The 21344-nt window shown below is 67.0% G+C and carries 20 protein-coding genes and 4 tRNA genes; 5 read left to right on the top strand and 19 right to left on the bottom strand.

Going from position 1 to position 21344, the window contains the following annotated elements; genetic code table 11:
* Positions 1-3 precede the first annotated feature (3 nt).
* Positions 4-1158 (bottom strand): pyridoxal phosphate-dependent aminotransferase, encoded by a 1155-nt coding sequence (locus tag GU927_RS11770; protein ID WP_161762633.1) that lies wholly within the window; start codon positions 1156-1158, stop codon positions 4-6.
* A 94-nt stretch (positions 1159-1252) separates the two neighbouring features.
* On the opposite strand from GU927_RS11770, the gene GU927_RS11775 reads away from it, so the two are divergent.
* Positions 1253-2002, top strand: coding sequence for a DsbA family protein (locus tag GU927_RS11775; RefSeq protein ID WP_161762634.1), 750 nt, complete (start codon positions 1253-1255; stop codon positions 2000-2002).
* A gap of 18 nt (positions 2003-2020) precedes the next feature.
* On the opposite strand, the gene ispG is transcribed toward GU927_RS11775, so the two are convergent.
* From ispG to GU927_RS11795, 4 genes are all read right to left on the bottom strand, one after another.
* Positions 2021-3151 carry a flavodoxin-dependent (E)-4-hydroxy-3-methylbut-2-enyl-diphosphate synthase gene (ispG, locus tag GU927_RS11780; RefSeq protein WP_161762635.1) on the bottom strand — a complete coding sequence of 377 codons (1131 nt, stop codon included), beginning with the start codon at positions 3149-3151 and terminating at the stop codon, positions 2021-2023.
* 110 nt (positions 3152-3261) lie between these two features.
* Entirely contained in the window at positions 3262-4503 is a 1242-nt protein-coding gene (locus GU927_RS11785) for a helix-turn-helix domain-containing protein (RefSeq protein ID WP_161762636.1), read from the bottom strand.
* A gap of 116 nt (positions 4504-4619) precedes the next feature.
* A complete protein-coding gene (gene hemA / locus GU927_RS11790) occupies positions 4620-5843 on the bottom strand; it encodes a 5-aminolevulinate synthase (RefSeq protein ID WP_161762637.1) in 1224 nt (407 codons plus the stop codon).
* Between the two features lie 190 nt (positions 5844-6033).
* Positions 6034-6585 (bottom strand): DUF4189 domain-containing protein, encoded by a 552-nt coding sequence (locus GU927_RS11795; RefSeq protein WP_232489203.1) that lies wholly within the window; start codon positions 6583-6585, stop codon positions 6034-6036.
* A 126-nt stretch (positions 6586-6711) separates the two neighbouring features.
* Here GU927_RS11795 and GU927_RS11800 point away from each other — a divergent pair, with 126 nt between their 5' ends.
* Positions 6712-8085: a M20/M25/M40 family metallo-hydrolase gene (locus tag GU927_RS11800; RefSeq protein ID WP_161762638.1), complete on the top strand. Its 1374-nt coding sequence runs from the start codon at positions 6712-6714 to the stop codon at positions 8083-8085.
* The gene (locus tag GU927_RS11805) at positions 8082-8525 is read left to right on the top strand and encodes a GNAT family N-acetyltransferase (protein WP_161762639.1); all 444 of its coding nucleotides are present in this window, start codon (positions 8082-8084) and stop codon (positions 8523-8525) included. The genes GU927_RS11800 and GU927_RS11805 overlap by 4 nt, the downstream gene beginning before the upstream one ends.
* 154 nt (positions 8526-8679) lie before the next feature.
* Here GU927_RS11805 and GU927_RS11810 read toward each other — a convergent pair whose 3' ends face one another.
* From GU927_RS11810 to GU927_RS11825, 4 genes are all read right to left on the bottom strand, one after another.
* A complete protein-coding gene (locus GU927_RS11810) occupies positions 8680-8931 on the bottom strand; it encodes an RND transporter (protein ID WP_232489204.1) in 252 nt (83 codons plus the stop codon).
* A gap of 25 nt (positions 8932-8956) precedes the next feature.
* Positions 8957-9033 (bottom strand) — tRNA-Asp (locus GU927_RS11815).
* Between the two features lie 27 nt (positions 9034-9060).
* A tRNA-Asp gene (locus GU927_RS11820) sits at positions 9061-9137 on the bottom strand.
* A gap of 155 nt (positions 9138-9292) precedes the next feature.
* Complete coding sequence (locus tag GU927_RS11825) at positions 9293-10225, bottom strand: pirin family protein (RefSeq protein WP_161762640.1); 933 nt, start codon at positions 10223-10225, stop codon at positions 9293-9295.
* 369 nt (positions 10226-10594) lie between these two features.
* Here GU927_RS11825 and GU927_RS11830 point away from each other — a divergent pair, with 369 nt between their 5' ends.
* A complete protein-coding gene (locus GU927_RS11830; RefSeq protein WP_161762641.1) occupies positions 10595-10795 on the top strand; it encodes a hypothetical protein in 201 nt (66 codons plus the stop codon).
* Here GU927_RS11830 and GU927_RS11835 read toward each other — a convergent pair.
* The 9 genes from GU927_RS11835 to GU927_RS11875 all read right to left on the bottom strand — a co-directional run bounded on the left by GU927_RS11835 (position 10792) and on the right by GU927_RS11875 (position 20189).
* Complete coding sequence (locus GU927_RS11835) at positions 10792-12099, bottom strand: aspartate aminotransferase family protein (protein WP_161762642.1); 1308 nt, start codon at positions 12097-12099, stop codon at positions 10792-10794. The two genes, GU927_RS11830 and GU927_RS11835, sit on opposite strands and share 4 nt — an antisense overlap.
* Before the next feature lie 14 nt (positions 12100-12113).
* Positions 12114-13139, bottom strand: coding sequence for a phosphotransferase (locus GU927_RS11840; RefSeq protein WP_161762643.1), 1026 nt, complete (start codon positions 13137-13139; stop codon positions 12114-12116).
* 64 nt (positions 13140-13203) lie between these two features.
* A tRNA-Val gene (locus tag GU927_RS11845) sits at positions 13204-13279 on the bottom strand.
* 104 nt (positions 13280-13383) lie between these two features.
* A tRNA-Val gene (locus tag GU927_RS11850) sits at positions 13384-13458 on the bottom strand.
* Positions 13459-13471: 13 nt separating this feature from the next.
* Positions 13472-13915 carry an HU family DNA-binding protein gene (locus GU927_RS11855; protein ID WP_161762644.1) on the bottom strand — a complete coding sequence of 148 codons (444 nt, stop codon included), beginning with the start codon at positions 13913-13915 and terminating at the stop codon, positions 13472-13474.
* A 198-nt stretch (positions 13916-14113) separates the two neighbouring features.
* The gene (gene lon, locus GU927_RS11860; RefSeq protein ID WP_161762645.1) at positions 14114-16522 is read right to left on the bottom strand and encodes an endopeptidase La; all 2409 of its coding nucleotides are present in this window, start codon (positions 16520-16522) and stop codon (positions 14114-14116) included.
* Between the two features lie 234 nt (positions 16523-16756).
* Positions 16757-17887: a tRNA guanosine(34) transglycosylase Tgt gene (tgt, locus tag GU927_RS11865; protein ID WP_161762646.1), complete on the bottom strand. Its 1131-nt coding sequence runs from the start codon at positions 17885-17887 to the stop codon at positions 16757-16759.
* A gap of 83 nt (positions 17888-17970) precedes the next feature.
* A complete protein-coding gene (locus tag GU927_RS11870; RefSeq protein ID WP_161762647.1) occupies positions 17971-19602 on the bottom strand; it encodes an MBL fold metallo-hydrolase RNA specificity domain-containing protein in 1632 nt (543 codons plus the stop codon).
* Positions 19599-20189: a DUF1989 domain-containing protein gene (locus tag GU927_RS11875; protein ID WP_161762648.1), complete on the bottom strand. Its 591-nt coding sequence runs from the start codon at positions 20187-20189 to the stop codon at positions 19599-19601. The genes GU927_RS11870 and GU927_RS11875 overlap by 4 nt, the downstream gene beginning before the upstream one ends.
* A 125-nt stretch (positions 20190-20314) precedes the next feature.
* Between GU927_RS11875 and GU927_RS11880 the strand changes: the two genes are divergently transcribed.
* Complete coding sequence (locus GU927_RS11880; RefSeq protein ID WP_161762649.1) at positions 20315-20920, top strand: nucleotidyltransferase family protein; 606 nt, start codon at positions 20315-20317, stop codon at positions 20918-20920.
* A 13-nt stretch (positions 20921-20933) separates the two neighbouring features.
* Here the strand turns inward: GU927_RS11880 and GU927_RS11885 are convergent, their stop codons facing one another.
* Entirely contained in the window at positions 20934-21143 is a 210-nt protein-coding gene (locus GU927_RS11885; protein ID WP_161762650.1) for a hypothetical protein, read from the bottom strand.
* Positions 21144-21344 lie beyond the last annotated feature (201 nt).

Consider the following 21344-nt stretch of genomic DNA (forward strand, 5'->3'; position numbering starts at 1 on the left):
CATTCACGACCGCTTGGCCCGCGTCTGCATATGGGCCTGCAGGCGGCGCAGCCCTTCGGTGATGTCCGCCGTGGCGCGGGCATAGGAGAAGCGCAGGGTCCGCGCCCCGCGCAGGGGGTCGAAATCCAGCCCCGGCGTGACGGCGACCCCAGCCTCTTCCAGCAACTCGCGCGAGAGGGCGAGGCTGTCATCGGTCAGGTCCGAGACATCGGCATAGATGTAGAAGGCCCCGTCGGGCGGCGCGATGCGGGTGAAGCCCGCCTTGGGCAGCCCCTCGAGCATCAGGCGGCGGTTTTCGGCATAGACGGCGCGGTTCGCCTCCAGCTCGTCGACACAGTCCAGCGCGGCGAGGGCGGCGATCTGGCTGGCATGGGGCGGGCAGATGAACATGTTCTGCGCCAGACGTTCGACGGTGCGGATATGGTCCTCGGGGACCACCATCCAGCCGATGCGCCAGCCGGTCATCGAGAAGTACTTGGAGAAGGAGTTGATGACGTAAGCCTGATCCGAGATTTCCAGCGCCGATGTGGCGCGGTCGGCGTAATGCAGGCCGTGATAGATCTCGTCCGAGATGAAGGCGATGTCGCGGGCGCGGGCCGCCTGCATCAGCCCCGAAAGATGGTCGCGCGCGAGCATCGTCCCCGAGGGATTGCCGGGCGAGGCGACGATCAGCCCCTGCATGTCGATCCCCGCAAGGTCGGCGGGGACGGGTTGCAGGCGGTTCGCGTCGCTCGTGGGGATGCCCACGGGTTCCAGCGACAGGGCGCGCAGGATCTGGCGATAGCTGGGATAGCCCGGCTCGCCCAGACCCACGCGGTCGCCGGCATCGAACAGCGCGGTGAAGGCCAGCAGGAAGGCGCCCGACGATCCGGCGGTGACGATCACGCGGTCGGGGTCGAGGTCCACGCCATACCAGCGGGCATAGAGCTGCGCGATCCCGCGGCGCAACTCGGGGATGCCGAGCGCCACGGTATACCCCAAGGGCCCCGCCTCCATCGCGCGGGCAAGGGCGGCGCGGGCGGCGGCGGGGGCGGGCGTGCCGGGTTGGCCGACCTCCATATGGATGATCGACCGCCCCGCCTCTTCCAGACGGCGCGCGGCATCGACCACGTCCATCACGATGAAGGGATCGACCTGCCCGCGCCTAGACTTCCGCATCACTGCCCCCGTAAGGTATCGGGCAATGCTCTGTCCCTTACGGGGGCCGAGGTCAAGCCAATGCCCGACACGGGCCCCAGTCACGGAGCCATCCATGCGCCGCCTTCTTGCAGGGTCCGCCCTTGCCCTTGCCGCTGCCCTGCCCGCCCTTGCCGAAGGGTTGACCGACATGACCGCAACCGAGCGCGAGGCCTTCCGTGCCGAGGTGCGGGCCTATCTGATGGAAAATCCCGAAGTCCTGATGGAGGCCATCGCGGTGCTGGAAAACCGCGAACAGGCGGCGGCGATCGAGCAGGACAAGCAGCTTCTGGCGGAATATCACGACGCGATCTTCAACGATCCGGCAAGCTGGGTGGGCGGCAATCCGGATGGTGACATCACGGTGGTGGAATTCATCGACTATCGCTGCGGCTATTGCCGCAAGGCGTGGGAAGAGGTGGACAAGCTGGTCGAAGGGGACGGGAACATCCGCTTTGTCCTGAAGGAGTTTCCGATTCTGGGCGAGCAGTCGGTGCTGTCGTCGCGCTTTGCCATCGCGGTGCTGCAACTGCACGGGGGCGAAGCCTACAAGCAGGCGCATGACGCCCTTCTGTCGCTGCGCGCCGATGCGACGCCCGAGGCGCTGGTCCGCGTGGCCGAGGGGATGGGGCTGGAGCCGCAGCCGATCATGGAGCGGATGCAGGCGCCGGAAGTCACGAAGATCATCGAGGACAACCACAAGCTGGCCCAGACGCTGCAGATTTCGGGCACGCCGACCTTCGTGATCGACGGGACCTTCGTGCGGGGCTACGTGCCGCTGGACGGGATGCAGCAGATCGTGGCGCAGCAGCGGGCGGACGGTTAGGGACGGGGGCCGCGCCCCCTATTCCGCCGCTTCCTGCGCCTTCTCGGCGGCCTCGATCTCGGCCGCCTTGGCCTCGACCAGTTCGACGATGTGGTCGATCATCCGGTCATTGCCCATCTTGTGGCTTTGCTTGCCCGCCAGATAGACCATGCCCGACCCCGCCCCGCCGCCGGTGAAGCCGATATCGGTCATCAGCGCCTCGCCCGGGCCGTTCACCACGCAGCCGATGATCGAGAGAGACATGGAGGTGGTGATGTGGGCCAAGCGATCCTCGAGCGCGGAGACGGTCTTGATGACGTCAAAGCCCTGACGCGCGCAGGAGGGGCAGGAGATGATGGTGACGCCGCGATGGCGCAGGCCAAGGGATTTGAGGATTTCGTATCCCACCTTCACCTCTTCCACCGGATCGGCAGAGAGGGACACGCGGATCGTGTCGCCAATGCCCATCCACAAGAGGTTGCCAAGACCGATGGCGGATTTGACGGTGCCCGAGACAAGGCCCCCCGCTTCGGTGATGCCCAGATGGATGGGGGCATCGGTCGCCTCGGCCAGTTGCTGATAGGCGGCGGCCGCGAGGAAGACGTCGGAGGCCTTCACACTGATCTTGAATTCGTGGAAATCATTGTCCTGCAACAGCTTGATATGGTCCATGCCGGATTCGACCATCGCGTCGGGGCAAGGCTCGCCGTATTTTTCCAAGAGGTGCTTTTCAAGGCTGCCCGCGTTGACGCCGATGCGGATGGAACAGCCGTGGTCCTTGGCGGCCTTGACCACCTCTTTCACGCGCCGCGCGTCCCCGATATTGCCGGGGTTGATCCGCAGGCAGGCCGCGCCCGCCTCGGCCGCCTCGATCGCGCGTTTGTAGTGGAAGTGGATGTCGGCCACGATGGGAACGGGGCTTTCCGCCACGATCTCGCGCAAAGCGCGGGTCGATTCCTCGTCGGGGGTCGAGATGCGGACGATATCCGCCCCCGCCACCGCCGCGCGCTGCACCTGATCGATGGTGGCGGCGATGTCGGTGGTCAGGGTGTTGGTCATGGTCTGCACGCTGATCGGCGCGTCGCCCCCCACAAGCACCTTGCCCACACGGATCTGGCGGGACTTGCGGCGATAGATGTTGCGCCAGGGGCGGACGGCGTTCAGCGACATGGGGCGTTCCTGCAGGCGGTCGGATCAGCGATAGAGATAGGCACAAGAGGCGGGAACGGCAACCGCATCCGCGCGCCCGCTTTGGCCAGACTGTAAGGCAAAGCTGACAGTCAGTCGACTGTCAGTTCTTGCGGACCGGTCGCCTCGGCCACGTTCACGAAACGGGCAAGGTCGGCATCGCCGGAGACGTCAGCCTCGGCAAAGGTCTGGGTCAGGGAATCGGCCGAGAGCGAGACGTTCTTGACCACCGACGCCCCCGGAGCGGCCGGACCATAGGTCTTGCCGTTCACGGCGAAATAGACCGAACCGGAATTGCCCGCCCGCAGGACAGGCGGCGCCTCGAGTTGCGGGACAGAGTAGCGTTCGCCCGCATCGAGGATCTTTTCGAACAGCACCGTGCCATCGGCAGACTGCACCCGCACCCAGGACGGGCGCACGGCAATGACTTCCAGTTGCGGCGCGGCATCGGCCACCACCTGCACCCCGTCTTCGCCCAGAGCCTCGGCCACGGCGGTATCGACGGCGTCGGTCATGCCATCCGTCGCGGCGGTCGCAGCCAGCGTGCCGGTCTGGCGCGGATCGATCGCCGCGATGGGACCATCGCGCGAGGTCAACACCGGCACGTCGAGCGCCTGCGGACGATAGAGCCGGTCCATCAGGTCGGGCTGTGCCGATGTCTCGGCCTCGGCCATGGCGGTTTCGGTTGTTTCGGTAGTGTCGGCCGCGGTGCCTGCCACCAGCGGGGCAGCGGTCTTGACGCCCTGCAGCGGGTCGATCTCGGCCACCACGGCGGGGGCCTGATCCACGGGGGCAAGCTGGACGCGCTGCACTTCCTGCAGCACCGACCAGCCGCCATAGCCGATGGCCCCGATCAGCGCGGCGAGCACGACCAGCGAGCCGACCGCACCGGGTTCGACGCGGGCCATCAGGCTTTCGCTGCGGGGGATGAAGCTTGCGTTGGGATTGGCGAGGGGATCGCCCGACTCCTGCACCGCCCGCTTGGCCGTCATGGCGGTGGAAGAGGCGGACGCGCTCATCCCGTGGGCGACGGTGAAATTCGCCTCGTGGCAGAATTTGCGGAAGGCCCAGTCGGGATCCATGCCCAGATAGCGGGCGTAGGATCGGACATAGCCGGCCACGAACCCTTGCGTCTCGAAGGCCGAGACATCGGCGTTCTCGATGGCAGCGATGTAGGTGGCCTTGATCTTCAGCTCGCGCTGGACATCCAGCAGGGACTTGCCCAGCGTGGCGCGTTCACCCCGCATGAGGTCGCCAAGGCGCAGTTCGAAATCGTCAAAGCCCTTCGGCTTGTCGACCTCTGCCGTCGAAGGTTTTGCCCTCCGCCCGATCATGCACCAAGTCCCATCACTGCCCCGCAAACGCCCGAGTCGCTTTAGGCGCGACTCATCTTCTGTCGTATTCCGGATAAGCTAGCACAGGGCAAGCAATTTTGCATGCGCGGAAAGGGTCAGGCAGAGACCTCGGCGCGATTCAGCGCACAGTGCCGCCAGAGCGCATCCATGGCCTTTACCAGATGGTCGATCTGGCCCGCATCATGCACCGGCGAGGGGGTGAAGCGGAGCCGCTCCGTCCCGCGGGGAACCGTGGGAAAATTGATCGGCTGGACATAGATTCCGTACTGGTCGAGCAGCATGTCCGACAGCATCTTGCAGTGGACGGGATCGCCCACATGGACCGGAACGATATGGCTGCCATGGTCGATGATCGGCAGGCCCAGCCCCTTGAGCCGCATCTTGAGGATGCGCGCGTGGAGTTGCTGGGCGTCGCGCAGGTGCTGCGCGGTCTTGAGGATGCGGACCGAGGCCGCCGCCCCCGCCGCAACCGCAGGTGGCAGAGACGTGGTGAAGATGAAGCCCGGCGCATAGGAGCGGACGGCGTCGACCATCCTTGCGCTGGCCGCGATATAGCCGCCGAAGACGCCATAGGCCTTGGCCAGCGTGGCGTTGATGATGTCGATGCGGTGCATCTGGCCGTCGCGTTCCGCGACCCCTGCCCCCCTCGGGCCGTACATGCCCACGGCATGGACCTCGTCGATATAGGTCAGGGCGTTGAATTCCTCGGCCAGATCGCAGATCGCGGCGATGGGGCCGAAATCGCCATCCATCGAATAGATGGATTCGAAGGCGATCAGCTTGGGCGCAGCGGGATCGTCGGCTGCCAGCAATTCGCGCAGATGCGCCACGTCATTGTGGCGGAAGATCCGCTTGGCCCCGCCCCCGCGGCGGACGCCTTCGATCATCGAGGCGTGGTTGAGCGCATCGGAATAGATGATCAGCCCCGGAAACAGCAGGCGCAGCGTGGAAAGCGTGGCGTCATTGGCGATGTAGGCCGAGGAGAAGACCAGCGCCGCCTCCTTGCCGTGCAGGTCGGCCAGCTCGGCCTCGAGCCGCTTGTGATAGACCGTGGTGCCCGAGATGTTGCGCGTGCCGCCGGAACCGGCGCCGGTGGCATCCAGCGCCTCGTGCATGGCGGCCAGAACTTCGGGGTGCTGGCCCATGCCCAGATAGTCGTTGCCGCACCAGACGGTTATGTCGCGCTCGGTCCCGTCGGGACGGCGCCAGACGGCCTGCGGGAAATGCCCCTTGCGACGTTCGATGTCGATGAAGGTCCGGTAGCGGCCTTCGTCATGCAGGCGTTGCAGGCTGGCATCCAGCGCGGCTTCGTAGTCCATAGCGTCTCCTATCCGGCGTCCCTTTGCGCCGTCGTCAGTGCGCCTGCCCCCCTTCCCCGTAACGCGGGTCGGGCGGGGCTGCAATCGGGCGAAGGTCTTTATCCCTATCGGACTTTCCGCGAAAGCCGACATTGACATGCATCAATACGGCAAGAGGGCAAGCGTTCCTTCGCGGGCAGAGATGGGGCAGTCAGTCGGCAATGGCAACGGCGCAATCCGTCGCGGCAGGCTGGCGGGCGGTGCAGGCCGCCACGGCCTCGTCCGCGCTGGCGCCGATCCCCCAGGAGCCGGTCGCGGCGGAAATGGCCAGCGCGCCGGAGTAATTGGCAAAATCCTCGGACGCAGAGGCGGAAAGCTGGACGGGCCGCGCCTCCCATCCTTCGGGGCGGACGACGGCCACGATGACACATTCTGCCGCGCCCTTCTTCTTGGCGTTGCATTGCGACAGGGCGACGGCGGTTGCCGCCTCGACCGTGTGGTGGTTGGCAGCGGCCATCGTCGCCTCGGACATCAGCCCCTCGTCGGGAGAGATGGCGATGGCGGCGTAATAGGGTTGGTCCTTGGCGACCATCTCGAGCATCTTGGCCTGATCCTTAGGCAGGACGTCGCCTGCCGACATCTCGACCTCGGCCGGACGCGGGGGATAGAGCATCTGGGCCGCCTGATCGCCCGTCACGGTCTGGGCGGCGGCGGGCAGGACCGGCAGCAGCGCCGCAAGAATGGCGGTTGTGATGCGGGACATGGGACAAGCTCCTTCAACAGATCCGGCAGATATCTGGGCGTCGTCTTAGCGCGACCTGCGGGCTCTGGACAGGGGCAGATGTGCTGTTAGGGTCGGCCCGCCCATCACTTTCAGGAGACGCAGAAGATGACACTCGACGCCGTGCTTGCCCGTATCGACGCGGACCTTCCGCAGGCGCTGGAGCGGTTGATGGCGCTGCTCCGCATCCCGTCGGTGTCGACCGATCCCGCCTACAAGGGCGATTGCGCCCGCGCGGCGGAGTGGCTGGCAGAGGAGTTGCGGGGGCTGGGCTTCGACGCGGCAAGCCGTCCGACGCCGGGGCATCCGATGGTGGTGGGACATGGCGGCAGCGGTGGGCGGCATCTGCTGTTCTACGGGCATTACGACGTGCAACCCGTTGATCCGCTTGAACTTTGGGCGCGCGATCCCTTTGATCCCGCAATCGAGGAAACGCCGAAGGGCCGCGTGATCCGCGCGCGGGGATCGTCGGATGACAAGGGGCAGCTGATGACCTTCATCGAGGCCTGCCGCGCGTGGAAGGCGGTGCATGGCAACCTGCCCTGCAAGCTGACGATCTTTCTGGAGGGCGAGGAGGAATCGGGTTCTCCGTCGCTGATCCCCTTCATGCAGGACAATGCGGCCGAGTTGCGTGCGGACCTTGCGCTGATCTGCGACACGGGCCTGTTCGAGGATGCGGTGCCTGCGATCACCACTATGCTGCGCGGGTTGGCGAAAAGTGAATTCACCGTCCGTGCCGCGGATCGCGACCTGCATTCGGGGATGTATGGCGGGCTGGCGCGCAATCCGATCCATGTGATGACGCGGCTGCTGGCGGGGTTGCATGATGACGAGGGGCGCGTGCAGGTGCCCGGATTCTATGACGATGTGGCCGAGTTGCCGGATGCCTTGCGGTCGCAATGGCAGGCGCTGGCCTTTGACCATGCGAAATATCTGGGGGATGTGGGGCTTTCCCTTCCCGCGGGCGAGGTGGACCGCACGCCGCTGGAGATGATCTGGTCGCGGCCCACGGCCGAGGTGAACGGGGTCTGGGGCGGCTATACCGGCGCGGGGTTCAAGACCGTGCTGCCGTCCGAGGCCCATGCGAAGGTGAGCTTCCGTCTGGTGTCGCGGCAGGACCCCGAAAAAGTGCTCAAGTCGTTCAGATCATGGGCCGAATCGCGGATTCCGGCGGATTGCGAGATCCTCTGGCATGACGGCATCGAAGGCTCGCCCGCCAGCGTGATGGAGATCGGCGATCCCGCCTTCGAGGCGGCGCGGCAGGCGCTGGGTGACGAATGGGGGCGCGCGGCGGCCTTTGTCGGGTCGGGCGGGTCGATCCCGATTGCGGGATATTTCAAGTCGGTGCTGGGGATGGATGCGATGCTGATCGGCTTTGGCCGCGATGACGACCAGATCCATTCCCCGAACGAGAAATATGATCTTGAGTGTTTCCACAAGGGCATCCGGTCCTGGGCCCGCGTGCTGGAGCGGCTGCAATGACCGTGGTGATCCGTGACGCGGGCCCCGCGGACGAGGCGGCATGGCGCGGGCTGTGGCAGCAATACCTTGATTTCTATGAGGTCACGCTGGCCCCCGAGGTGACGGCGGCGACCTGGGCGCGACTGATGGACCCCGACAGCCCAGTCAAGGTGCGGCTGGCCTTTGACGGGGGGAAGATGGTCGGATTCGCCATCCACCTGCACCATCCGTCGACATGGGTGATCGGGGATGACTGCTATCTGGAGGACCTGTTCCTTGCGCCCGAGGCGCGGGGCAAGCGGATCGGCAAGCGGTTGATGAACGACCTGATCAAGCTGGCCCGTGCGCGGGGGTGGCAGCGGCTGTACTGGCACACCGACGAGGAAAACGCGGTTGCGCGGCGGCTTTATGACCGCTTCGTCAAGACGGACGGGCATGTGCGGTACCGCATGACGCTCTGACCGTTAAGGGCGCGATATTCCAACGGCTTGGCGGTGCTTGGTCGTGCCGCCCGCCGTGCAGGCGGCTGTGCCGCAGGCTGTACATACGCAGCGCACGGTCGCAAAGGGGCGGGGATGGTGAACGGACGCCCCGCCGCGCAGCGGCAGCTTGCCTTCAGGCCAGCGCCTTGCGCGCCAGTTTGGCGGCCAGCAGCAGGAAGGGCAGACCGTGCAGCAGGAGGTCGAAGATATCGACAGGGCGCGTCAGGCTGCCCGCCGCCAGCATCTTGAGCTTTTCCCAGATATGCGGTTCGGGAAAGAACGGCGCGAGGCCCAGCGTCAGCGCGGCGAGGATCACGAGGTTCAGGGGAATCTGGTCGAGAAGATGCATCGAAGGCTCCGGTCTTTGCGGAGCGGTATCAGACATTCATCTTCTTGCATCTGTGGTGAAGTGGCGCGGTTGACGGGGCTCGAACCCGCGACCCCCGGCGTGACAGGCCGGTACTCTAACCGACTGAGCTACAACCGCGCTGGTCACATTCGGGGAAGCGGGCGGTGGCGCGGTTGACGGGGCTCGAACCCGCGACCCCCGGCGTGACAGGCCGGTACTCTAACCGACTGAGCTACAACCGCGTGTCCGCCGCCCAGCTTCCCGAACGTGAGGGGGTATTACGGAAGGGCGCGGGCGGCGTCAAGCGACCTTTGGGGAAATTTATTGCGAGCAGGCAGGATGGGCAAAATTGTCCGTCCTACGGGCGCGGTTTGCAGGATGGGCAATATTGCCCATCCTACGGGGCAGGGATGAATTCGCCGTCGTCGCCGGGCGGCAGGCGGAAACGGCCATGCGCCCAGTCGCCTGCGCGCCATGCCTCTTTCGCGGCCTCGATCCGTTCCTTGGAAGAGGCCACGAAGTTCCACCAGATGTGGCGCGGGCCGTCCATCGTGGCCCCGCCCAGCAGCATGAGCCGCGCACCTTCGCCGCCTGCGCGGACCGAGACGCGGTCACCGGGGCGGAACACCAGCATCTGGCCCGCCGGGAAGGTCTGGCCCGCCACCGTCACCTCGCCGCCAAGGACGTAGACGCCGCGATCCTCGTGATCGTCCGGCAGGGGGATGGCGGCATGCGGGGCAAGGGTGGCGTCGGCATAGAAGACCTCGGACGGGGTGTCGACGTCGACGCGTTCGCCCCAGGCGTGGCCGAGGATCAGGCGGACCTGCTTCCCCTCGCCCTCGAGCTCGGGCAGCATGGTTTGGGGGGCGTGGAGGAAGGCGGCGGGGTCGTCCTCGTGCTTTTGCGGCAGGGCGAGCCATGTCTGGAGACCGAACAGCCCGTGGGGCTGTGCGCGCAGGGGGCCGTCGGTGCGTTCGGAATGGGTGATGCCATGGCCCGCCATCATCAGGTTGACGGCGCCCGGTTCGATCCACTGGTCGGTGCCGAGACTGTCGCGGTGATGGAGCCGCCCCTTGAGCAGATAGGTCACGGTCGCCAGCCCGATATGCGGGTGGGGGCGCACGTCGATGCCCTGCCCCGTCAGGAATTCCGCCGGTCCCATCTGGTCGAAGAAGATGAAAGGGCCGACCATCTGGCGCTGGACCGAGGGCAGCGCCCGCCGCACCTCGAACCCGCCAAGGTCGCGGGCGCGGGGCACGATGACGGCAGCGATCGAGTCGACGGCGTCGCCGATCGGGATGGTGGGGTCAAGGGCGGGGTTCCAGCTCATCGCGGCCTCCGGTGGTTGGGCAGGACCAAGATAGGCGCAACGGGCGCGCGGGTCACCCGCCCCTGCGCGCGCGCCCTCTGTGCGGCAGGGCACAGGGCAGAGAATCAGCCGCGCAAGGCGGAACGGGCGGGACACGGGTGGCGGGCAGAGCGTGGATGAAACGGCAAGCGGTTGATTTCACGCGATTTTGGCGGAGCGCACAGCAGAGTCGGGGGCGTATCAACCCCCGACGCGGCGGGGGGTTCCGGAAATTATCCTTTTGACAGGCTGTCGCCGCAGGTCGCAGGCTTGCGGCGTCTGATCCTGTCCAATCGTGGCCGGACGGGGGGCTTTCCCCTGCCCCGCCGCCCCATCCGGAGTGATGATCCCATGACCAAGACCCGTGCCGCCCTCCTTGCCGCCACGCTGGGCCTGACGGCCCTGCCCGCCCTTGCCGGCGGCTATGCCGAACCGGTGATGGAGCCCGTGATGGAACCCGCCGTGGTGGAGCAGAACACATCGAGCTCGGCCGGCGGGATCGTCGTGCCGCTGCTGCTGCTTCTGGTGATCGCGGCGGCGGTGTCGAACTAGACCCCGGCCCGCAGGATACGGTCGAGACGGTCGAGGAAGAAATCGACATTCTCGGCCGAAAAGACCAGCGGAGGGCGGATCTTCAGCACATGCCCCTTGGGGCCGGTGGCGGATATGAGGATCCGCTCCTCGCGCAGGCGGTTGACCAGACGCGCGGCGCGGTCGCGGTCGGGTTGCCCACCGGTGACGATGTCGAGCCCGAGGAAAAGACCGGCCGAGCGGATGTCGCCAAGCGCATCGTGGCACGCGGCAAGCCCTTCCAGACCGTCATGGAACAGCCGCCCCGTGCGGGCGGCGTTCTGCATGAGCCCTTCATCCTCGATCACGCCCAGCACGGCATTGGCCGTGGCGGCGGCCACGGCATTGCCGCCGAAGGTGTTGAAATAGCGCGCCTTTGCGCCGAATTCCGCCACGACGTCGGGGCGCAGGACAAGGCCCGCGACGGGATAGCCGTTGCCCATCGGCTTGCCCAGGCTGACCATGTCGGGGATCACGCCGTGGCGCTGGAATCCCCACATGGCGGCCCCCGTGCGGCCAAAGCCGGGCTGCACCTCGTCGGCGATGAACAGCCCGCCCGCGCGGCGGATGGCGGCGGCGGCGGGGGCGAGGAAGCCCGCAGGATCGGCAAAGACCCCGTCCGAGGAAAAGATCGTGTCGACGATCAGGACGGCAGGGCGGATGCCGTGGGCGGTCATGTCGGCAATGGCGGCCTCGACATTGGCGGTGAAGGTGGCGGCGGGATCGCCCTGCCGCGCATCGGGGGCGGGGATGATGCGGATATGGTCGCCTCCCGCCACGGCGGGGCCGAGCGAGGGCGAGAATTCCGCCACCGACGCCGTGACGCCGTGATAGGCGTTCTCCGTCACGATGATCCCCGTCCCGCCCGTGGCCGCGCGGGCAAGGCGGAGGGCCAGATCATTCGCCTCGGACCCTGTGCAGGTGAACATGACATGGCCCAGTTCCGGCGGGAAATGCGCGAGCAGCCGTTCGGCATAGTCCAGCACGCCGTCATGCAGATAGCGCGTATGGCTGGCCAGACGCGCGGCCTGATCGGCCATGGCCGCCACCACGCGCGGGTGGCAATGCCCGACCGAGGCCACGTTGTTGTAGGTGTCCAGATAGGCGTTGCCCTCGGGGTCATAGAGCCAGACGCCCTGCCCGCGCACCAGATGGACGGGGGTTTCGTAGAACAGCCGGTAGGCGGGGCCGAGCAGGCGCTGGCGGCGGGTCACCATCGCCTCTTCCCGCGGGGAGAGGTGGCCCTGACCGGGGACGAAGGCATTGGGCATGGTGTCGCGCGACATGGGCAGGTGTTCCTTCAGGGGCAGGCGGCGGCAAGGGCGGTGGTGACGGCGGCGCGGTCGAGACGGGCAAAGGCCGCAAGCCCTGCGCGGGCCGAGGGAAGGTTGCGCAGGATATAGGCGGCGTTTTCCGGATAGCGGGCGGCGCGGAAGGCGGTGATCGTCACCGTCGTGACCATCCGCGCGGCGACGAGGTCGAAGAGCAGGTCACGCTCGGCCCCCGTCAGCGGGTCGGTGGCGTGCCATGCGGCGGCAAAGTCGCACAGGCTGTCGAGCGCGGCGTCGGGGTCGATCCGGTAAGAGGCCGCGATGGCAAGGTCACAGACCAGCGGCGTGCGGACCATGTCGCCGAAATCGAGGATTCCCGTGACGCGGTCGGGATCGGCGGGATCGCCAAGGACATTGTGCGGGTTCAGGTCGCCATGCACGATCTGCCAGCGCAGGGCGGGCAGCGCGGGGGCGACACGGGCGTCGAAGCGGTCGAGCGCGGCGGTGGCCAGCGCGCGCAGGTCGGGGTCGGCCACATGCGGCAGGAGGGGGCGCAGGCGCGCGGCGTGGCGGATGTCCCATTGCAGCACATGGTCCGCCGCCGGATCGGACAGCCCGCGCAGCGCCCGCGCCAGACGCGCCCCCAGCCTGGCCAGCGCCCTGCCCTGCGCGCGGCCCTGCAGCAGGCCCGCCAGCGGCGCGCCGTCCAGCCATGTGATGACGCGCATCAGATGGCCTTCGGGCAGGTCCACATCATCCGCCCCCGTCCGCGTGGCGATGACGCGCGGGATGGGCAGCGTCGCATCCGCCGCCGCCGCATGGCGCAGCGCGCGGTTCTGGAAGCGCGTCAGCGCGCGGGGTTCGGCGGCATTGGCGATCTTGACCGTAAAGCGCCCCTGCGCCGCATCGAGACGGAGGTTCTGGTCCCGCTCCGAGGTCAGCGGGGCCAGCGTGCCGGACAGGCCCCAATGCGCCGCCAGAAGTTCTGCCACGCGGTCGGGGGACAGCGCGGGGGGCGGGCTGTCCAGAAGCGGGCCGAGGTCTGTGCTGGTCATGCGGGGCCGTCCTGTTGCTGGCGGCCAGTTTCAGCAGGGATTTGCGGCAAAGGAAAGGGGGAGATGGTGGGTGGTGAGGGACTCGAACCCCCGACATTCTCGGTGTAAGCGAGACGCTCTACCAACTGAGCTAACCACCCGACGGGGCGGGGTTTATCCCAAGGGGCGGGCGGGCGGCAAGTACAAAGCGGCGCGGGCCGGAAAGACAAAAGGCGCTGTCTGCGACAGCGCCTTTGCCTGATGATGGTGGGCGATAACGGATTTGAACCGCTGACATCTTCGATGTGAACGAAGCGCTCTACCGCTGAGCTAATCGCCCGATGGCGCGGTGTTTAGTCGTCTTCGCCGACCTCTGCAAGGGCCTCTTTCGGACCTTTGGGCGCATTTTTGGCCCCTGCCCCGCGCAGGCGGACCGTGGTCTGCGAGGCGGCCCCCTCGCCCGTCTGCTTGGTCACGCGGGCGCGGCCGAAGGGGGGAAGGTTCAGCGTTTCGCCCTTTTGCAGCGCGGCGCCGAGCGTGGCGAGCGTTGCCTCGACAATGTCCTTGACCGCGCCCTTCTTCTTGCCGTCCAGCGCCTCGACCACGCGGGCGATGAGTTCCTTTTTCTTGAGCTGGATCACCGGCGCTTTCGCCGCCGTGCGCGGGCTTTCCCCGCTGGCGGGGGCGGCGTCGGCGGGGGCTTCGGTCACGGGGGCCGTCACCTTGGCGGCCGAGATGCGCGGTTTGGCGGCGGTGGATTTCTTGGTCGCGGATTTCTTGGCGGAACTGGAAGCCATGACAAAACTGCCCTGTTGGTGGGTGCGGCGGGATGCCGATGGGGAAAGATTATCCGCCTTGTGGAAACAATGCCACCCGAAGGGATGGGTTTGCCGCAACTTTCGCACAAGACAAAGGGGACGGGCCTTGCGGCCCGCCCCCCTGCATCTTCCGGTCTGTGCGCGGCGCGGGACGGGCGTTGTGGCCCGTCCTGCCGGTCAGTGCGCCACCTGCGTGGGGGCGGCATCCGCCGCAGCCTTGGCCGCAGCGGCGGCAGCCTCTTCCGCGGCCTCGTCCCATTCCACGGGTTCGGGCTTGCGGACCAGCGCGTGGGCCAGAACCTCGCGCACGTGGCTGACGGGGATGATGGTCAGCCCGTTGCGCACGTTTTCCGGAATCTCCGGCAGGTCCTTGGCGTTCTCCTCGGGGATCAGCACGGTCTTGATGCCCCCGCGCAGGGCGGCGAGCAGTTTCTCCTTCAGACCGCCGATGGCCAGCGCATTGCCGCGCAGCGTCACCTCGCCCGTCATGGCGATGTCCTTGCGGACGGGGATGCCCGTCAGGACCGACACGATGGAGGTGACCATGGCCAGACCCGCCGAGGGGCCGTCCTTGGGCGTGGCGCCTTCGGGGACGTGGACGTGGATGTCGATGGTTTCGAATTTAGGCGGTTTCACCCCGAGTTCCGGGCTGATGGAGCGGACATAGGACGCCGCCGCCTCGATCGATTCCTTCATCACGTCGCCGAGCTTGCCGGTCGTCTTCATCCGCCCCTTGCCGGGGAGTTTGAGAGCCTCGATCGACAGCAGGTCGCCGCCGACGCTGGTCCATGCCAGACCCGTGACGACGCCCACCTGATCTTCCTTCTCGGCCAGACCATAGCGGAAGCGTTTGACGCCAAGGTAGTCTTCCAGCTTGGCGGGCGTCACCTCGACCGTCTTTTCCTTTTTCTTCACGATCTCGGTCACCGCCTTGCGGGCCAGCTTCGCGATTTCGCGTTCAAGGTTCCGCACGCCCGCCTCGCGGGTATAGGTGCGGATGACGTCGGTCAGGGCTTCGTCCGTCATGCGGAATTCGCCCTTGCGCAGGCCGTGCCCTTCGATCTGCTTGGGGATCAGGTGCTGCTTGGCGATCTCGCGCTTCTCGTCCTCGGTATAGCCCGCCAGCGAAATGATCTCCATCCGGTCCAGCAGGGGGCCGGGCATGTTGTAGGAGTTCGCGGTGGTGATGAACATCACGTTGGACAGGTCGTATTCCACTTCCAGATAGTGGTCCACGAAGGTCGCGTTCTGTTCGGGGTCCAGCACCTCGAGCATCGCGCTTGCCGGATCGCCGCGGAAGTCCTGACCCATCTTGTCGATCTCGTCGAGCAGGATGAGGGGGTTGGTCGTCTTGGCCTTTTTCAGCGCCTGGATGATCTTGCCGGGCATGGAGCCGATATAGGTGCGCCGGTGGCCGCGGATTTCGGATTCGTCCCGCACCCCGCCAAGCGAGATGCGGATGAATTCGCGCCCCGTGGCCTTGGCGACGGACCGGCCGAGCGAGGTCTTGCCGACGCCGGGGGGGCCGACGAGGCAGAGGATCGGGCCCTTGAGCTTCGCCGACCGCGCCTGCACGGCAAGATATTCGACGATGCGTTCCTTGACCTTTTCCAGACCGTAATGGTCCTTGTCCAAGACTTCCTGCGACTTGTGCAGGTCCTTCTTGACCTTGGACTTCACGCCCCACGGCACGCCCAGCAGCCAGTCGAGGTAGTTCCTCACCACCGTCGCCTCGGCAGACATGGGCGACATGGATTTCAGCTTCTTCAGCTCGGCCTCGGCCTTTTCGCGGGCCTCTTTCGAGAAGGCGGTCTTCTTGATGCGCTCTTCGAGTTCGGCAATCTCGTTCTGGCCGTCCTCGCCATCGCCCAGCTCGCGCTGGATCGCCTTCATCTGTTCGTTCAGGTAATATTCCCGCTGCGTCTTCTCCATCTGGGTCTTGACGCGGGACTTGATCTTTTTTTCCACCTGCAGGACGGACATCTCGCCCTGCATCTGGCCATAGACCTTTTCCAGACGCTCGGCCACGTCGAGGGTTTCCAGAAGCTCCTGCTTCTGGCCCACGTCGATGCCCAGATGGCCCGCGACGAGGTCGGCCAGACGGGCCGGTTCGCGGGTTTCGGCCACGGCGGCCAGCGCCTCTTCGGGGATGTTCTTCTTGATCTTGGCGTAGCGTTCGAATTCCTCGGCCACGGCGCGGATCAGGGCATCGACCGATGCCTTGTCGCCGGGGGTTTCCGAGAGGGACGCGACGCGGGCCTCGAAGAAGCGGTCATTGGGCAGGAAGTCGGTGATTTTCACCCGGCTCTTGCCCTCGACCAGCACCTTCACCGTGCCGTCGGGAAGTTTGAGGAGTTGCAGCACATTGGCCAGCACGCCCACGCGGTAGATCGCATCGGTGCCGGGATCGTCGACGGAAGGGTCGATCTGCGAGGACAGCAGGATCTGCTTGTCATCGGTCATCACCTCTTCCAATGCGCGCACCGACTTTTCGCGCCCGACGAAGAGCGGAACGATCATGTGCGGGAAGACCACGATATCGCGGAGCGGCAGCACCGGATAGCTGGGGGAAAGGGAATCGCTCATCATATTTCCTTGTCTGGCAGGAAGGCTCTGGTCCCGACTGGCGGCAACGCCCGGCCTTCCCCTGTTCGGCTTCCATATCTGGTGGTCGGGCAGGTCTGAGTCAACCAGCCGTCACCTACACTTGCGCCCATCTTGCGCCTGTGGCGCGGCGGGGGCAAGCGGGCTTTGGTCTGGTGGGCGGGTGGACCTTTCGCCGTGGCGAAGGGGGTTTTCCAAAGTGGGGCGGCCGCAGGATCAGAGCGGGTCGATGTCGCCCTCGGCCCGTTTCGCGTGGAAATCCGCCACGAACCCCGCCAGCCGCCCGCCCGCGATGGCATCGCGCAGGCCCTGCATCAGCTCTTGGTAGTAATGCAGGTTGTGCCATGTCAGCAGCATGGAGGCGATGATTTCCTGCGCGCGGTTGACGTGGTGCAGATAGGCGCGGGAATAGTTGCGGCAGGCGGGACAGGTGCAATCCTCGTCCAGCGGGCGGGGGTCGTCCTGATGGCGGGCGTTCTTGATGTTGATCTGCCCGCGCCGCGTCCATGCCTGCCCCGTGCGGCCCGAACGTGACGGCAGGACGCAATCCATCATGTCGATCCCGCGTTCCACCGCACCCACGATGTCATCGGGCTTGCCCACGCCCATCAGATAGCGGGGGCGATCCTCGGGCAGGAAGCCGGGGGCATAGTCGAGGACGGAGAACATCGCCTCCTGCCCCTCGCCCACGGCAAGGCCGCCGACGGCGTACCCATCGAAACCGATGGACTTGAGCGCCTCGGCCGATTCCTCGCGCAGATCGCGCGTGACGCCGCCCTGCATGATACCGAAGAGCGCGTGGCCCGGACGGTCGCCGAATGCATCGCGCGACCGCTGCGCCCACCGCATGGACAGGCGCATGGACTTTGCCACCTCCTCCTCGGTCGCGGGAAGGGCGGGGCATTCGTCGAAGCACATGACGATGTCGGAGCCGAGAAGCTTCTGGATCTCCATGCTGCGCTCGGGGGTCAGCATGTGTTTCGACCCGTCGATATGGGACGAGAAGCGCACCCCTTCCTCGGTCAGTTTCCGCAAGGAGGCCAGCGACATGACCTGAAACCCGCCGCTGTCGGTCAGGATGGGGCGGTCCCAGTTCATGAATTTGTGCAACCCGCCCAGGCGGGCGATGCGTTCCGCCGTGGGGCGCAGCATCAGGTGATAGGTATTGCCCAGAAGGATATCCGCCCCCGTGGCGCGGACGCTGTCGGGCATCATCGCCTTGACCGTGGCCGCCGTGCCCACGGGCATGAAGGCGGGCGTGCGGATCTCGCCCCGCGTGGTCTGGATGACGCCCGTGCGCGCCTTGCCGTCGGTGGCATGGACGGTGAAGCCGAAACCCTGCGCCATCTGTCGTGATCCTTCGTGGAAAGCGGTTCTTCCTTGCCGCGAAGGGGCGGCAGGGGCAAGCCTCTTTCCCCCTTGCGGCGGGGTCAGTGCCGGTGCCGCGCGGGGTGGCGCTGGGGCGGGTGGGGGTCGTCCCCGTCCAGCGCGCGGCGCAGGCGGCGGATCAGAGCGTTGCGGGTGCGTTCGTCGGGGGTGGCACGCAGCGCCTCGTTCATATCCAGCATCAGGCGCGAGACGTCGTTGTGCCAGTCGAGGCGGGCCACCTGTTCGGGCGCAAGGCGCGGGGGGGCGCTGCCCGCCTGTTTGACATAGCCGTCGGCAGTCAGGCGGAAGCTATCGTCCAGCGCGGGGATGACGCGGGCGTCCGACGGGACCACCCCTTCAAGACGGGCGGCAAGGCCCGCCTGCGCCTCTTCCTCGCCATGGACAAGGAACAGCGCGTGGCGGATGGGCAGGCGGTCGCGGATCCATGCCACCAGTTCCGGCCCGTCCGCATGGCCGGAATAGAGGTCGATCGACCGGATGCGGGCGCGGACAGGGAATTCCTCGCCCTGTATCCGCACCTGCCGCGCGCCGTCCTGCAACAGGCGGCCCAAGGTCGCCTCGGCCTGATAGCCCACCAGCAGGAGCGTGGCCGCCTCAAGCGAAAGCCAGTTCTTCAGGTGGTGGCGGATGCGCCCCGCCTCGCACATGCCCGAGGCGGCAAGGATGATGTGAAAGCCCCGCGCATGGGCCAGCGCGCGGGACTGTTCCACGGTTTCGGTGAAATGCAGGTGGTGGGATTTCAGCCCGTCCACCAGCGCCGCGCCGTTTTCCAGTTCGCGCGCATGGCTGCGGAAGATGGCGGTGGCGCGGGTCGCCATGGGGCTGTCGACATGGACGGGGCAGAAGGGGATGTCGCCCGCCATCATCAGCGTGGTCAGGTCCGCGATCAGTTCCTGCGCGCGTTCCACGGCGAAGGTGGGGATCATGAGCACGCCGTCGTCGCGCCATGCGGCCTTCACCTCGTCGCGCAGGGTGGCGCGGCGGTGTCCGGCGCTGGCCTCGATCCGGTCGACATCGCCATAGGTGGATTCGCAGATCACATAGTCGAAGCCGGAGGGCGCAATAGGATCGGGTTGCAGCAGTTTTGCATCCGGCCCGATGTCGCCGGAGAAAAGCAGGCGCAGGGGCGTGTTCTCGCCCGAAAGCTCCACCTCGACCGAGGCAGAGCCCAGAAGGTGGCCCGCATTCCACAGCCGCGCGCGGACGCCCGGCAGGACGGTGAACCAGTCCTCCATCCCCTCGGGGCGGAGAAGGTCCAGCGTGCGCGCCGCATCCCGCGCGTCATAGATGGGCGAGACATCCTCGCCCCCTTTCCGCCGGTTGCGGCGGTTGAGCATCTCGACCTCGCTCTCCTGTATGTGCGCGCTGTCGGGCAGCATCACGCCGCAAAGGTCGGCGGTGCCCGCGCTGGCATGGATCGCCCCCTTGAACCCGTCGCGGACGAGACGGGGCAGAAGGCCGGAATGGTCAATATGGGCGTGGGTCAGGATGACCGCGCGCAGGGTGGCGGGGTCGAAGGGAAAGGGGCGGTAATTCAGCGCCTTTTCCGTCTTCGACCCCTGGAACATGCCGCAATCGACCAGCACAGCCCCCGCCGCCGTCTCAAGCCGGAAGCACGATCCGGTGACCGCCCGCGCCGCGCCGTGGAAGGACAGGACGGGATCGCGTGTCATTCCAGCACCTCGAACTCCACCTCGACAGGGCGGCAGTCGCGCCCGTTGATGGGCACCATGTCCTGCGGGCAGGCGGACATGACGACGACGCAGTCGATCATCGCGCGCAGGATCACGAAATCGCCGGGTTTCGACAGCGGCTCGCCCCATGTGATGCGGCCATCGGGGGCGATGGGGATGTTCATCCACAGGTTCAGGGGGCTGGGCGTCTCGGTCCGCGGAAAGCCCAGCATGGCCAGCGCGGCATGCAGGTTGTCGGTGCAGTTGTCGTGATAATCGGTGCATCCCAGCGCGCGGTAGCGGTGCACGTCGCAGGCGGCAATCACCGTGTCGTGGCGGCCGGGCGAGGTGTCCTCTTCCAGCGTCAGGATGGGGCGGCGGCGATTCGTGACCAGCGCGTCGCCCTTGGCCGGAAAGACCGACCCGATGGCCCCGTGCAGATGTTCCATCGACAGGAATTCCGTCGGATCATCGGCGTTGAAGGCCCATGTATCCACCACCTGCGTCCCGTGCGTGTTGACGATGCGGATCGCCTGCCCTGCCCGCAGCCTGACCGCCCTGCCCCGCCGTGCCGGAACCGTCTCCATCCCCTGCCCTCCGTCCCTTGGTCCGATGTCAGGATGGGCAGTTGCGCGGCAAGGTGCAATCCCCGCCCGAAGGGAGGGCCGATCGCGCTTGACGCGGGGCGCGCGCGAGGGCGAAGGTCGGCGGCATGGACGCGCATATCCTGATCCTCGCTGCCGGTTATTCCTCGCGGATGCGGGGTGGGGACAAGCTGATGGAAGAGGTTGCGGGGCAGCCGCAGATCGCCCGCATCGCGCGGGCGGCGCTGGCGACGGGGCTGGGGGTGACGGTGGCGCTGCCGCCGGACCGTCCGGCGCGCGGGCAGGCGCTTGCGGGGCTGGGCGTGGCGCGGGTCACGGTGCCCGAGCCGGCGCAGGGCATGGCGGCCAGTCTGGTGGCAGGGCTTGCGGCGGTGCCTGCGGGGGCGGGTGTGCTGCTGCTGCTGGCCGACCTGCCCGAAATCACGGGCGCGGATCTGGAACGGATGCTGGAGGAATGGCGCGCCGAGCCGCAGGCTATACTGCGCGGCGCGGCAGCGGACGGGACGGCGGGGCATCCCGTCTGCTTTCCGCCCGACCTGCGCGAGGAGTTGCTGGCGCTGAAAGGGGACGAGGGCGCACGTTCCATCCTTGTGCGCCACCGCGCGCGGCTGCGGCTGGTGCCCCTGCCCGACCGCCACGCCACCACCGATCTGGACACGCCCGAGGAGTGGGCCGCCTGGCGCGCGGCCACCGCTGCGGCGACGCCCCGCTGACCGGCAGGCCTGCTCAGCGCCGCTGGCGGGGCGTCAGGTCGAAGCCGATGCGCGGCTTGGCATAGACAAGAGGGGTGCCGTCGGGGCCGAGAAGTCGGGCCATGCGGTTGCCGCTTTCCTGCACTTCCTGCCCCAGCGTCTTGCCCCATTGGTCCATGTCATGGTCGAACCAGTGCTGGGTGACGTTCAGCATACCCATATTCGTGTCGCAGCGGTGCTTCATTGTGGTTCCCCCTTGATGGTGCGGGGGGACTATCGCGCCGCGGCACGGGCGCGGCAATGCAACCGGTGGATGTGGCGCCACCGTCTAAAGTATTGCGTGAACGGGATTTCTTGCGCCAGATCAATCCGGCTGCCCGCGCGGGCGGCGGGCGTTCCCGCCCGTCTCGCCGCCTGCGGCACCCGGGGCGGGGCGTTCCGGCGA

This window comes from Paragemmobacter amnigenus, assembly GCF_009908265.2.
Taxonomy (GTDB): domain Bacteria; phylum Pseudomonadota; class Alphaproteobacteria; order Rhodobacterales; family Rhodobacteraceae; genus Paragemmobacter; species Paragemmobacter amnigenus.